General features: G+C 41.5%; 3 protein-coding genes. All 3 read left to right on the plus strand.

The window, feature by feature from the left end:
• The first annotated feature begins 352 nt into the window (after window positions 1-352).
• The 3 genes from ACFQZJ_RS15420 (at window position 353) to ACFQZJ_RS15430 (ending at window position 16,729) form a co-directional block, all read left to right on the plus strand.
• Window positions 353-7,513 (plus strand): BspA family leucine-rich repeat surface protein, encoded by a 7,161-nt coding sequence (locus tag ACFQZJ_RS15420; RefSeq protein ID WP_379935769.1) that lies wholly within the window; start codon window positions 353-355, stop codon window positions 7,511-7,513.
• Between the two features lies 1 nt (window position 7,514).
• Entirely contained in the window at window positions 7,515-8,453 is a 939-nt protein-coding gene (locus ACFQZJ_RS15425) for a PorP/SprF family type IX secretion system membrane protein (RefSeq protein ID WP_379935770.1), read from the plus strand.
• 167 nt (window positions 8,454-8,620) lie between these two features.
• Window positions 8,621-16,729, plus strand: coding sequence for a BspA family leucine-rich repeat surface protein (locus tag ACFQZJ_RS15430; RefSeq protein WP_379935771.1), 8,109 nt, complete (start codon window positions 8,621-8,623; stop codon window positions 16,727-16,729).
• Window positions 16,730-16,805 lie beyond the last annotated feature (76 nt).

Genomic DNA, 16,805 nt, shown 5'->3' on the forward strand with positions numbered 1-16,805 from the left:
ACAAACAACCTGGTTACAAAAGGAAGAACAAATTATTGATTCTTTTTGCAATAAATGGTTGCCAATACCCGTATTAACCAAAGAGCGGACATACTGTTCTCCCAAGTTCCCAGCCATTTATGTCATACCTAAAAAGCCTTTAGTATTTATAGAATTTTCTGTTTTACCATATCGTAAAAAAATAACGACCCTGGTGTTAGATCATTCCACTCATTTTTCACGGAAAACCGTGTAACCTTATTATCCCACTTCCCTCACCTTTGTAGCCCTTAACTCACTGAAAACAGTGAAAAATGCTATTTGTTAAAATATTCGCCAAAACAATTCGTTATTGACAAATACCCAAAATATCATGGCTAATCGACTACTCACCGTATTTATACTACTTCTTAACGTTTGTCTATATTCACAATCCTTTACTTCTACCTGGAATACCACATATACAACAACGGGGTCTTCTGCAAATAATGAAATTACAATTCCTACCAATCCAGCTTTTACCAACTACAATTACACGGTAGATTGGGGAGATGGAACTACAGATACAGGAGTAACCGGCAACATTACCCATACCTATATGGCTCCGGGAACCTATACCGTAGCCATAAGCGGCGTTTTTCCAAGTATTTACTTTAATGATACCGGTGATAGGAATAAAATTATTGAAATAATCGATTGGGGAACCATTCAATGGGAAACCATGGAAAATGCCTTTTTTGGTTGCGAAAATATCAACTTTGACGCTATTGGCGCACCAGACCTTTCCCAGGTTACCTCTTTGAGAAATATGTTCAGAGAATGTGCCTCCTTTAATGGTATCTTAAATGGTTGGGATGTAAGTACCATTACGGATATATCAGGTATGTTCGCCTATGCAGAAATTTTTAATAGACCGCTTGATCTTTGGAATACGATAAACGTTACGGATATGTCGTTCACGTTCAACAGAGCAAGAAGATTTAACGAGCCTTTGGACAACTGGAATACCAGTTCGGTCGTTACCATGGAATATCTATTTTCGGAAGCAGGCAACTTTAACCAAAATATAAATAATTGGGATGTAAGCCAAGTCACCAACATGGCGGGTACCTTTAGATATACCAATAGATTTGATAACCCGTTAAATAACTGGATTGTCAACAATGTAACGGATATGTCAGAAATGTTCCAAGGTTCCGCTTTTAACCAACCTTTAAGCACCTGGGTTGTGGATAATGTGACCAATATGAGCGGTATGTTCAGGGAATCAGAATTTAACCATCCCATAGGCAATTGGAACGTATCCAATGTAACGGATATGTCCGAAATGTTCATGAGACACAGGACATTTAACCACCCGTTAAACAACTGGGATGTAAGTAATGTTACAGATATGTCCAGTATGTTCAGTGGCTGGGCTTGGGACGCTATCTACAACCAGCCCTTGGATCAATGGGATGTTGGTAATGTTACCGATATGAACGAAATGTTCCGGGAGAATCATGTTTTTAATCAAGATATTAGTGGGTGGGACGTGAGCAACGTTACCGATATGAGCCACATGTTCGAACAGGCAGATAGCTTTAATCAAAACATTAATGATTGGGATGTTGATAACGTTACCGATATGAGTAGCATGTTTCAACAAGCAGCGGTATTTAATCAACCTCTAGATAATTGGACCGTTTCGAATGTTACAGATATGAGTAACATGTTTTATTTGGCACCTTTATTCAACCAAGCTTTAAACAGTTGGGATGTAAGTCAAGTCACCAACATGGATAATATGTTCAGAAACAGTCCCGTGTTTAATCATCCTTTACATGATTGGGATACAGGGAACGTTGCCAGAATGGAAAATATGTTTAATTCCGCAAGTAGCTTTAATCAGAATTTAGCGACATGGAATGTTAGTAATATAACACGTATGACCAATATGCTATCTAATTCCGGACTTTCTCAAGCAAACTATGACAATACCTTAATCGGATGGGCGGCACAAGCTGTAAACCCAAATGTGAGTTTAGGAGCTACAAATCTGAATTATTGTGATGGTAGAATTGCGCGTGAAGAATTAATAGACAATTTCAATTGGAACATAAACGGAGATATTATTAACTGTTCATTTGTATTGTGCACGAACCTGGTTTCCCCTCTTGATGGAGATACTAACGTACCTACCAATGCCAATTTAACGTGGGCGGCCACTCCTGGTGCTACAGGATACAAGGTTACCGTTAAAATTTTACGGGGAGGCGTGGAGTCCACACCTTTCGATAGTTATGATGTTCCCGGTGGAAATACCGTAGGTCTTAACCTAGAAGACCTTTCAGGTAATGACTTATTGCAAGCGGGCGATGAAGTTTCCGTTCTTATCGTTCCATATAATAATACCGACGGCGATGCCGTGGGTTGTACCGAGGAAACTTTTACCGTGGTGGCAAGTTGGGTCAATAGTCCGGCCGCCTTTAAACTAACCTACGATACCCAAATTACGGATGCCGACACTACCCCCGCCAACCAACTTAAAATAGAAACAAATACAGGATACCCAGATTATCTTACCTATAATTATTCCATTGATTGGGGCGATGACCAATTTGACAATAACGTAACAGGGGACATTACCCATACCTATCTTGCTCCTGGTGTATATACTATTTCTATCATAGGAAATTTTCCGGCACCTTATCACAATTACTCTAACACGGATAATATAAAACTTGTATCCATAGATCAATGGGGAACACAGGAATGGCAGTCTATGTTACGTGCGTTTTATTATTGTAACAACATGGAATACAATGCGACGGACGTTCCAGATCTGAGCACTATTACCTCCATGTCAAGTATGTTTGCAGGTTGTAATCTTTTCAATGGGAATATAGATAATTGGGATGTAAGTAACGTAACCGATATGGGAAGTTTGTTTATTGGTGCCAGGCAATTCAATCAACCTTTGAACAGTTGGAATGTTGAGAATGTAACCAATATGTCGACCATGTTTCTTGCTGCCAATAGTTTTGACCAACCACTAAACAATTGGGATACAAGTAATGTTTTAAATATGTCTCGCATGTTCGAACAAACCGATGTATTCAACCAAAATATCAATAATTGGAACGTTAGCAATGTGACCAATATGTCGGGTATGTTCGAGAGGGCCGAAAGCTATAATCAACCTTTAGATAATTGGGATGTTAGCAATGTCACCGACATGAGTAAAATGTTCAACGGATTCGTGGTAGATATGATTTTCAATCAACCTCTGGACAGTTGGGATGTTGGCAATGTTACCGACATGAGTGAAATGTTTCAAAGAAATATCGATTTCGATCAGTTTTTGAACTCATGGGACACCTCTAAGGTCACCAATATGGCAGAAATGTTTATGGACACGGATAATTTTAACCAACCTCTGGACAATTGGGATGTTTCATCGGTAACGAACATGCAGTCCATGTTTTCGGGTGCTGAAGTATTTAATCAGGATATAAATGTCTGGAATGTCACCAATGTCACCACAACCAGTTCAATGTTCAGTAACGCGGGCGCTTTTAACCAACCCTTGAGCAATTGGGACGTAAACTCCGTTGTGAACATGTCTTCTATGTTTAGGAGAGCAGAAGCCTTTAACCAACCCTTGGACTCGTGGGACGTAAGTGCGGTAGCGAATATGTCTTCTATGTTCGAAAGCGCACTTGTATTTGACCAACCACTTAATTCATGGGATGTTTCGTCTGTAACGCTTATGAACTCTATGTTCGAGGAAGCTTCGGTATTTAATAATTCAATAGGCAACTGGAACGTGGCCTCGGTCACTAATATGGAAGCCATGTTCAAAGATGCTACGGTATTCGATCAGGAAATCCAAAATTGGGATACCGGAGAAGTGCTTACAATGGAAGAAATGTTCCGAGGCGCGGCTGCCTTTAACCAAACTCTCGAAACATGGGACGTTTCCTTCGTTTCGACCATGGAAGGCATGTTCGAGGATGCGATTGCCTTTGACCAACCATTGAGTTCTTGGAACATGGCATCGGTAAATACCATGAAAAATATGTTTAAAGGTGCCACTTCATTTAACCAAAATATAAATTCATGGAACGTAAGACAGGTCAATACAATGGAGGAAATGTTCAGGGGCGCAAGCACGTTTAACCAAAACCTTAACAATTGGAGAGTGGCAGGGGTTGGCACTATGCAATCAATGTTCGAAGACGCCATAGCCTACAACCAAGTTATGGACCAATGGGATTTTGGAACTGTGGATATGAACGCTATGTTTAACAACGCAACTGCATTTGATCAGTATTTAGGCGATTGGGACGTTAGTGGCGTGAACGACATGGAAGACATGCTCAATAACACGGCACTTACAAGGGAAAATTATGACAACACCTTAATTTCCTGGTCGGACCAAACGTTGACAAGTGGTATTACCTTAGGAGCGGATGGATTGCCTTATTGTGATGCATTGGAAGAGCGACAGTCCATGATAGACACCTTCGGATGGACCATTGAAAATGATGTCTTGGACTGCCCAGTGCCGGAATGCACCGTATTGGCATCACCATTGAACGGAGCAACAGATGTTCCGGTCAATACTAATTTAACTTGGGAGCCTGCCCTTTTTGCACGAGGTTACAGAGTTACGGTAGGTACGAATCCAGGGAGCAACGATGTTGTAAATAATGAGACAATAAGCGAAACATCTTACGAATTCACGAACGACTTTGGTACCGGTGATATAGTATATGTAACAATCGTCCCTTTCAATGATGAAGGAGATGCTATAGGGCCATGTACGGAAGAGAGTTTTACTATTTCAAGTGACCCAGCTACTATTCCAGAATGTACCACACTAACTTCACCGTTAAACAATGATACCGATGTTGCCATCAATACAGACCTAAGCTGGACCCCGATAGCAAATGCCGATGGCTACAGAATAACCGTGGGAACTGCCACAGGAGCATCGGATATTGCAAATGTAGATGTAAACAACGTAACAAGTTATGAATTAACAAACGACCTTCCGGAAGATACCGAGATATTCGTAACCATTACACCTTACAACGATGAGGGAGATTCGGTCGGGTGTGCCGAAGAAAGCTTTACCACGGAAATTATACCTGTTCCTCCGGTTTGCACCTCCTTATCCAGCCCGGTAAGCGGAACTACAGGAGTACCCGTAGATACAGATATAAGCTGGAACGCCGTGGCTGGGGCTACTGGTTATTTAGTGAATGTAGGCACCACCCAAGGTGGTATTGAAATAGCCAACGGTATAGATGTTGGAATGGATACGATGTACAGTTTTCCTGAGGACCTTCAGCAAAACAGAACCCATTACGTAACCATTATCCCTTATAATGATGTTGGTGATGCCGTAGGGTGTACAGAAGAAAATTTTAGAACCGGCAGCTCCAGTTTAACAGACCCACCAGCTCGTACAACATTAAGTATGCCAGCTGCGAATGCAACCGATGTGGCCCTGAACACGGATTTAACTTGGAACCCCGCTGCAAATGCCACCGGCTACCGCTTAGCGGTAGGAACCAGTGCAGGAGCAACGGACATCTATTCGGGAGCCGTAGGTAATGTTACCACATGGGATTTAACAAACGATCTACCGGAAAATACGGAAATTTTTGTAACCATAACCCCTTTTAATACCAACGGCGATGCTGTTGGGTGTACTTCGGAAAGCTTTACAACAATAGATCATCTTCAGGTTCCAAATTGCACCACGTTAAGCTCCCCGTTAAACAACGCAAGCAACGTTTCATTGGATTCGGATATATCATGGAATGCGGTAACGGGCGCAACAGGATACCGACTTAGACTAGGTACTTCTGCAGGCAATGCAGACCTTTTTAGCGATGATGTAGGGAATGTGCTCACCTTTAGTCCCTCCGTGAGCTTTGTGGAAAACACGACTATTTATGTAACCGTAATTCCTTATAATTTAGATGGAGATGCCGTGGGTTGCCAAGAGGAAGAATTTACAACGGAAAATAGTATTGAAGTTCCAAGCTGTACCCAATTAAATAGTCCTATGAACGCTGAAACAAATGTTGCCGTTACATCCGCTATTAGCTGGGATGCCGTTACCAATGCAACAGGCTATAGACTTAGGGTGGGTACAAGTACCGGCATGGCCGATATTTATGAAGGAGACATAGGAAATAACTTAACCTATACGTCTATCGGTGCCTTTGAAGAAAACACAACTATTTTTGTAACGGTAACTCCTTACAATGCCGATGGAAATGCAATGGGTTGTGCAGAAGAAATTTTTACCACAGGAACTACCCTAGGTAGTCCCGATTGTACCTCGTTGACCCTACCGTTAAATGGTGCTACGAATGTACCCGTAACTACCGACATTTCCTGGAACGCGGTTTCAGATGCGGACGGATATAGACTTACCATAGGAACCGCATCTGGAGCTAACGACATCATGGATAATATGGATATGGGTAACCTACTTACCTATAACCCAACTGCCGACTTTGAAGAAAACACAGAGGTATTCATTACTGTAGTTCCTTACAACGGTCTTGGAGCTGCAATGAGTTGTACCGAAGAGCGGTTTGTAACCTCAGGTGCCCCAATCTCGGATATACCTATGTGCACCAACTTAAATATGCCTTTAGATATGGATATTTATGTTGTACTTTCTACGAACATATCTTGGAATACAGTAGCCAATGCAGACGGGTATCGATTGTCTATTGGAACCTCATCAGGTGCTACGGATATTTTAAACAGGGAAGATGTTGGCAACAACACTGTTTTTGACTTGGCGAACGACCTACCGGAAAACACAGAGATTTTTGTAACCGTAATTTCGTATAACGGGGATGGGGAGGCAGCAGGTTGTACGGAAGAAAGTTTTATTACGGAAACCTTGGTTCCGGACCTTCCGGTATGTACCGGCATCAACTTGCCCATGAACGGAGATACGGACATTCCCGTAAACACCTCACTAAGATGGAATGCCGTTGGTAACATAGATGGTTATATTTTAACCATTGGCACTAGCGATGGTGCAACGGATATAATCGATGGCCTAAACGTAGGGCTTACCACAAGCTATGAACTAACGGAAGACTTGCCTTCTGGTCAAGAAATATTTGTTAGTATCATTCCATATAGTGGTGACCAGAGATTAGAAAATTGTAGTTCACAGTCCTTCGTTACCCTATTTGAGGAACCAGAGGACACCGTTGACGACAATACCCTTTATGGATTTTCTCCCAATGGTGATGGCATCAATGATTTTTGGACCATAGATGGTATAGAATCCAGTCCGGATAATATTGTAACCATTTACAACAGATGGGGAGATATAGTCTTTCAGGTACAGGGATACGATAACAGGTCCAATGCTTTTAATGGAACCGCGAACAAAAAAAACGATCTTGGGGCGAACGAGTTACCAAACGGCACCTATTTCTTTACTATTGAAGTCACAGGAGAACATAATCTAAATAAACTACAAGGCTACCTAGTCATAAAGCGATAACATGATGAAACACACAAAATTCTATATCGCTATTGCAGTGCTAAGCATACTTGTACAATTTGGCCATCAAAACCTTAATGCACAACAGACCCCTACTTTTGGAGAGTACAATTTCAACCCTTATTTAATCAATACAGCCTATGCAGGTCTTGCCCCAAGTACAGAGGTGACCTTGAACAACTCGGGCTTTTTCAACAACATAGAGGGCAGTCCAAGAAGTTTTGCCCTCAGTATCCATAGTCCGTTCAACCGCGGTAAGGTAGGACTTGGCGCAGGGTTCATCCGTGACGAGATCGGGGTAACCACCTCCACCAGTGCCTTTGCCACGTATTCCTATAAAATTTTCTTCGATACCAAGAACGATAGACCGTATTGGCAGATTTATACGCCAAATTCCCTATCATTTTCCATATCACCGGGTGTACAGCAATACCAGGATAATTTATTGGAACTTGGAATTGTAGGAGACCCTAATTTCGCGGCCAATATAGATGCTACCATCCCTACCGTTGGTGTGGGTATATTACTGAACTTGGCAAACTTCTACGTGGGACTTTCCTCCCCGAACATCCTTGGGGACGCTTTGGCAACCAATGATCAAAATCTTGACTTAAAAAGTCCGTTCTACGGTTATTTTGGATATCGATTTTTCTCTAACCAATTCGAGGAAATTATGATCAAACCAAGTGTATTGCTCAAACGTGAAACAGGTGCGCCGTTACAAATAGACACCAACATATCCTTCAGTTACAAGAACAAATTTGAACTGGGAACGGGGTACCGGTCCAATTCATCCATCAACCTTTTGGCAGGAATCTATGTGGTAAAGAATATAAGAGCGGTCTATAACTATAATGTTACCTTTAATGACTCTCCTCTTGGTAATACACATGGTGTTATTGTTAGCTATCTTTTTGGAGAAGGGTATGCTAGGGATTAAGATTGTAGAATAAAGAACGCCTTATGTACTTTTTCGTAAAAGGCTAACTTGTACATTTGTTTAAAAGTCGGTTTTTACATCTCAACCTTGACCATCTATATTGCTGATTTTCATTAAAAAAGAAAATTATAGAGGTCTAAGAATTTTAACTAAAATATCCTGCAGCTATGTATAAATATTTATTTGCACTTTTTGCCTTGTTTTATATAAGCTCTGTATCTGCAGCAGATATTTTTGTGGATCAATCTGCCGCTTCCGGTGGAGATGGTTCAACTTGGGCTCTGGCTTTTCAAACTATCGAAGAGGCAGTTGCAATAGCAGCTTCTGGAGACACCATTTTTATTGCTGAAGGTATTTACCGACCGGAAAATGAAATTGATATAACGTTTCCTTTAAATATAAGAGGGGGTTATCCTCAGGGTGGTGGTATTCAGAACATCAACCTTTACACCACCCAAATCCAGGCTGATTTTAATGCGGCAAGTTTACTATTAAGGATTTTCGATATTACTACTAATGCTGATTTTTCAATTGTGGGCATTCGTTTTTTTAATTTTAGAACAGCTATTGATTGTGATGCTAACCTATATATTAATCAAGTAACCTTTGAGGGAGCGATCGGCAATGATGTTACACTTGGAGATACGGCATCGTGCTCTATTAACAACAGTATATTTTCCAATAGTGCCGGAAACTCTATATCTGCGAATGACAGCATCATAACTAATCTTAATATATCCAATACCATTTTTGAAAATGGTACGGAAAGAGCCGTATTATTAGGCGATGAGGTTGTAAATTTTACAATGAACGATTGTATCGTAAGGAATTACAATGCCCCAACTAGAAATATAGTGACATCAAGAGCAACCACTGCTAACTTATCGAACATTATTGCTACAGAAAATATATCTAGTGCCGTATTCCTGGTTTCGGATGGTGAAATCACATTTACAGACCTAACTGCTTTAAATAATGTTGGTAGTGGTAGAATTATTCAACAATCAATCAGTGGTGTCTTAAATGTTTACAACTCTTTATTTGATGGTAATAGCGGCAATTCATTTTCATGCATTCAATCTTCCCAGGGAGAATTGAATCTAGATAATAGTGTTTTTACAAATAACAGTAGTATTGGAAGCGCTGCTATCTTAAATAGTAATATGTCGAACACCACCATCACCAATTCCTCATTTAATAATAACTCAGCATCCGGAACATTTAGTAATTCAGTTTTTGACTTTACTGGAAACCAGACCCTTGATATTTTAGTAACTATTGACAATTGCGAATTCAAGAACAACATCTGCTCTTTTGCGGCCCTTGAAATTGAATACTATTTAGACCTAATATTAAACAATTGCCTGTTTGAAAATAACGGTGGAATTAATAGTGGTGATTTAGACTTATTATTGTTAGACAGCGCGAGCATTACCAACAATACATTCAAGAATAATTCAAGTAATAAACCCGTAATTGACATAGGGGTCATGAACGTGAATGCAGCGCTGATTGAGAATAATACATTCATAGATAACAACGGAAGAGATATTAACGCATCCAGAATAGATGACTTTACGGTAGCTAACAACAGGTACTATGGAGATAATGCACTGGTTGGGTTTGATCGCGTTCCCCTGGCCAAAATGACCAATGACTATTTTGAAGGGAACAGCAGTGGTAATCGTTTCATGCTTATTGATGAAACCAGTTTAACAATGACAAATTCAGTTATGATTTCTACCATGCAAAATGGAAATCATAGAATTATTGATTCTGCTAGTGACGTTTCTTTAAACTTAGTCAATTCTACATTTTCAGCCACCGATTTTAACGACACTAATGTGAGTGTAGGCTTTAATGCCGATTCACCTTCAACTGCAAGAAACACGGTAATTTGGTCTGGAAGTGATTTATCACAAAGCGGTTTCCATGGTGCTACCACGAACCTACAGGTTAGAAATTCGCTAATCAAAGGCGAGGACCCTACCGGGGCGGGCAATTTAGATGGCACAATTAACAGCAACAGACCAAGGTTTGCAAATCCTGCCGAAATTGATTTTAGAATGTTGGACTGCTCACCAACCATAAATGTTGGCCTTAATACCTACAATTCTGAATCGTTAGATCTTTTAGGGAATACTCGGATTTTTGAATCTACCATAGACATGGGAGCTTACGAATTACAAGTTCCCGCAAATGCTAGTTGTACAACACCAGATTTACCGGCTTGTACAAACCTAATCGCTCCAGGACCAACCGATGGCGCTGTAGATGTCGCTTTAAACACAACTATTTATTGGAATGCAGACCCCAATGCAACAGGTTATATTCTTAGGGTTGGAACAGCTTTGGGTTTAAGCGATTTAGTAGATGAACTTCTAGGGAACCAAACCAGTTACTCACTTTTAAACCTACCTGTTAACGCTCCCATTTTTGTTAGAATTGTTCCTTTCAACGGAGAAGGTAATGCACCTGGTTGTTCCGATGAAAGTTTTACGACCCAAGATAATTCACAAGAGCTTTCATGTACCTATCTTGTTAGTCCTGCAAATGGGGACTCTATAACTCCCACCAATCTTAATGAAATAATATGGAATGATGTTGCCAATGCAGATGGATATAGAATAACCATTGACGGAAGCTCGAGCAACGTAAACGATGTCACGAATTTAGTGGTCAATGGAAACTCCCATCCTTTCAGTAATGATTTTGACCCTGGAGAAACTGTTTCCGTAAGTATAATTCCATTCAATACTGATGGTAATGCCATGGGATGCACTACGGAATCCTTTACCATAAATTCATCACCCACCAACAGACCTTTTATCACCACTTGGGAAACTACTACGGCCAATGAAACCATTACTATACCTACCAGTACCGTTGTTGGCCCCTACGACTATACCATTGATTGGGGCGATGGTACTATTGACAACAATGTAGCAGGCGATATTACCCATACGTATGCCACACCAGGTATACATACCGTAAGCATCACAGGAACCTTCCCTCAGATGTATTTTTTCGGAACACCGGTTGATCGTGACAAAATATTGACCATAGAGCAATGGGGAGATATTGTCTGGGAGTCATTTTCTAGCTCCTTCCGAGGTTGCAGTAGGCTAAACATCACAAACCCTAATATTGATGTGCCCAATTTAAGCCTAGTAACAAATATGTCGGCAGCCTTTGCGGATGCCACATCCTTTAATGGCGATATAACACAATGGAACATGGGTACTGTCACCAATATGGCCAATCTATTCCAAAGAACTAGCAGTTTTAACCAAGATATTGGCAATTGGGATGTTAGCAATGTGCAAAACATGACCCGCATGTTTGAAAGTGCTATCGCATTCAATCAAGATATCGGTGGTTGGGACGTTGGTAATGTGACCAATATGGCAGTAATGTTTGCCATTGCCACAAATTTCAACCAGGACATTTCTGGATGGAATGTAAGCCAAGTGACCAGTATGAACACAATGTTCGGCTCCGCGGAAAACTTTAATCAAGATATTGGAAGATGGAATGTGAGTAATGTTGAAGATATGGTTCAAATGTTCATTGGAGCAGAAGCTTTTGATCAGGATATCAGCTTTAAACCAGGTCTTGGTATTCCTTCTGGAGATGCGTGGAACACAAGTAAAGTTACGAGCATGTCTTCTATGTTTTGGGGAGCTGAGACTTTTAATCAAGATATTGGAAACTGGGAGGTAGGTAATGTTACCAGTCTCAGGTCAATGTTTGGTAATGCGATAAGTTTCGATCAAAATCTTGGAAATTGGGATGTTAGCAACGTAACAGATTTTGTTTCAATGTTTCAGAGCATAAGTCTTTCTACAGCAAATTACGATGCCCTTTTAATAGGTTGGAACGGCCAAAACTTACAACCTGATAGGTTTTTTACTGTAGGAGGAAGTCAATATTGCGAGGGAGCTGCTGCCAGGGCCAACATGATCGGTTCGGACAATTGGAACATAAGAGATGGCGGACTTGCAGGGCCAACAGTAACTGATTTAGCGGACCAAAATCAAATAAATTCGTATACGCTACCTGCAATAACCGGGACCCAACTAACTGGTGATGAAGCCTATTACACAGAGACCAATGGCGGCGGCACGAGGTACGAAGCAGGAGAAACCATCAATTTTGCCGATTTTCCAACATACCCCATAACCCTATACGTTTATGATGGTGCCGGCTCCTGCTCAAGTGAAGAATCCTTTGAACTGTCTCTTACAAGTACAGCCCCAACAACTGATGCTTTTATAACCACATGGCAAACCACTAGTGCAAATGAAGCGATAACAATTCCCACCATAGGAGGTGGTTACAATTATACAGTAGATTGGGGCGATGGTACAACTACTACTGGTGAAATGGGGGATGCTACGCACACTTATATTACACCAGGTATATATACCGTAAGCATTACCGGTGATTTTCCTAGAATCTTTTTCAACACCAACGGAAATCCGACTGCAACGGACAATTCTTCCAAGATCCTTACTATAGAACAATGGGGCAACAACCCTTGGACCTCAATGGAGAGAGCTTTTACCGGGTGTATCAATTTAACCGGAAACTTCTCTGACTCCCCTGACTTATCCAATGTAACCAACACTTCGGGAATGTTCGCTACCTGTAGACTTTTCAATTCCAATATAGACAACTGGGATATGAGTAATGTTACCGATATGGCTTTTATGTTTCAAAACAATAGCAGTTTCAACCAACCGCTAAACAGTTGGAATGTTTCTAATGTAACGAATATGTTCATTATGTTCCAAGGAGCAATAATTTTTGATCAACTTCTCGATAATTGGATTGTAGAAAACGTCACTAATGCTGACAGAATGTTCGATAATGTTACACTTTCTACAGCTAATTATGATGCTTTATTAGTAAGTTGGAATGCACAAAATCTACAACCCAATGTTATATTCGATGGTGGTGATAGTCAATACTGTGAAGGTGAAGCTGCAAGAGCTAATATGATGGCAAGTGACACTTGGGCAATTACCGATGATGGTCTTGCAGGGCCAACAGTAACTGATTTAGCGGACCAAAATCAAATAAATTCGTATACGCTACCTGCAATAACCGGGACCCAACTAACTGGTAATGAAGCCTATTACACAGAAACCAATGGCGGCGACACAAGGTACGAAGCAGGAGAAACCATCAATTTTGCCGATTTTCCAACATACCCCATAACCCTATACGTTTATGATGGTGCCGGCTCCTGCTCAAGTGAAGAATCTTTTCAATTAACTATTACAAACACATCAGCTCCACCTCTATGTACAGCACTTAATTCACCAGCTGATGCGGCAACCGATATTCCTATCGACCTTCCCGAAATTTCTTGGGATGCCGCCGCAAATGCCGATAGCTATAGAATCACAATTAACGGAAGTACAAGCGATATCAATGATGTGACCGACCTTATCGTCAACGGAACCTCACATCCATTTACCAATAATTTTGATAATGGGGAAACCGTGAGCGTAACCATCGTGCCCCTCAACGGAACGGTTGAGCCTATAACAACCTGCTCTCAAGAAAGTTTTACTATTGCTTCTGGGATTACACCAAACTGTACAAATTTAATAGTTGAGCTTAATAACGCCGTAAATATTCCTATAGATACGGATATTTCTTGGAATACTATTGCCAATGCCGATGGGTACAGGTTAACGGTGGGAACCAGTTCTGGGGGCAATGATATCTTGGACAATGAAGATGTGGGCAACCTAACGACTTATGACCTACTGAACGACCTCCCTGAAAACATACAGATTTTTATCACAATAGTACCTTACAATGCCGTTGGAAATGCAACTGGCTGTGCCGAGGAAAGTTTTACAACCGAAGCCATAACCATAGTTCCGGATTGCACCGCTCTAACAGTTCCTGCCAATAATGCAGTGGATGTTTCCGTAAGTACAGATTTAAGTTGGGTTCTTGTAACGAATAGTGATGGCTACAGGGTAACGATTGGCACAACTTCAGGGGGTAACGATATTCTGGATAATTTTGATGTTGGTAACATAGGCACCTATGATCTAACCGATGATCTGCCAGAAGATGCCGAGATTTTTGTTACCGTCATCCCGTACAATTCTGCCGGAAGTGCAACTGGCTGTTCTGAATCGAGCTTTAGAACAGAGGCCAATGCCTCCATCCCTGAGTGCACTTTATTGACTAGCCCGGTAACCGGTGCAACCGACGTTCTTATTTCTACCAATTTAACATGGACACCCATTGCAAATGCCAATGGATATCTCTTGAATATGGGCGCCACTAGTGGGGGGACCGAAATAACCGATAACCTGGATGTAGGCAATCAAACTACCTATAACGTGATAGGTAATCTTCCACTGAACACTAGGATATTTGTTACGGTCATTCCTTACAACGACTCTGGAAATGCTTTAAACTGCACAGAAGAAAGTTTTACTACAGTAGCTTCGGCCAACCTGCCGGATTGCACAACACTTACCTTACCCGTTAATGGGGAAACCAACGTAGATGTCAATACCAACTTGGAATGGAACGCCATACCCGATGCCACGGACTATCTTATTGGGGTAGGTACCATACCGGGGGTCAACAATATTTTAGGTGCAAACTTTGACACTCCATTCATTGATCTGCCAGTAGCGTTACCAGCTGCAACGGTGATCTACGTAACCATTATACCCTACAATGCTGAAGGTGAATCCATTGGGTGTAGTTCTGAGAGCTTTACCACCGCAGGAGGCCCTACACCACCACGCTGTACCACACTTATCAGTCCTACTGATGGAACTACGGACGTTGCCATTGAACTAACCGAAATTTCTTGGAACCCCTCACCCAATGCGGATGGCTACCGTATCACCGTAAACGGCAGCACAAGCGACGCCAATGATGTAACGGACCTGGTCGTCAACGGAACCGCACATCCCTTTACCAATAATTTTGAAAACGGAGAGACGATAAGTGTCAATATTATTCCTTTTAATGCGGATGGCAACGCCATTGGCTGTGCCCCTCAAACCTTTACGATTACCAACGCTAACGGGGCCAATCCACCCAACTGCACTACCCTTTCATTTCCTTTAGGGAATGAAACGAACATTTCGTCAAGCCTTGATCTAATTTCGTGGAACGGCGTGCCAGATGTCAATGGATATCGAATTACCGTTAACGGCAGTGAAAGTGATGTGAACGACATAAGTGATTTGGTGGTAACCGGAATCTCCTACTCGTTTAACAATAATTTTACTCCTGGTGAAACGGTGAGCGTCACCGTGGTTCCCTTCAATAACGATGGTGATGCTTTAGGTTGTACCGCAGAAACCTTTACTATTAGTGATTCGGGTGAAGACGTACCAAACTGTACCTCCTTAACAGTTCCTGTGAACGGAGCTGTAAATATACCTGTGGACATCAACCTTTCTTGGAATCAAGTCGCCAATGCGGCAGGATATTTACTGACCGTGCAAACCGAGGGCAACGATGTTATTATACCTGAGACGGACGTAGGCATTCTTACATCTTTCGACCTACCGGAAAACTTACCTTACGGTACGGTTATACAGGTTGCGGTCACCCCTTACAATTCCGATGAAGTATCTGTTTCCTGTACTTTTTCGCAGTTTACCACAGCGCAAGAAACAGATGTACCTGTCTGTACTAGCGTAAATTTGCCTATGGCGGGAGACACAGATGTTCCCATAAATACCACCATTCGTTGGAATGCGGTAGGTAACGTCGAGGGCTATATTCTAAACATAGGCACCAGTGAGGGAGGTACGGATATTGTTAGAGATCTGGATGTAGGCCTTGCAACATCTTACGAACTCATGGAAGACCTGCCCCATGATCAAGAGATATTTGTGGGCATTATTCCCTATAACCAAACCTCCAATACAGAAAATTGCGAGTCGCAGTCGTTTGTCACCATATCCGAAGAGCTACAGAAAGATGACGAGACCTCCTATGGCATATCGCCCAACGGTGACGGTATCAACGATTTTTGGGTAATTGATGGTATAGAAAACACTCCGGACAACACCGTATCCATTTATAACAGGTGGGGTGATTTGGTGTATCAGGTACAAGGCTACGACAATGCTTCCAATGCCTTTAACGGAACGGCGAACAAAAAGACCAAATTGGGCGCGAACAATTTACCAAGTGGCACCTACTTCTTTAAAATTGAGGTCACGGAGGCGAACGACCTTAAAACATTACAAGGTTATGTGATTCTAAAGCGATGAATTTTACTCATACTTTAAGACTATGAACCACAATCTGTATCTTTTTGAATGTAAATTTGACTAAAAACCCTGCCCT

This window comes from Maribacter chungangensis (assembly GCF_042676845.1).
Lineage (GTDB): Bacteria > Bacteroidota > Bacteroidia > Flavobacteriales > Flavobacteriaceae > Maribacter > Maribacter chungangensis.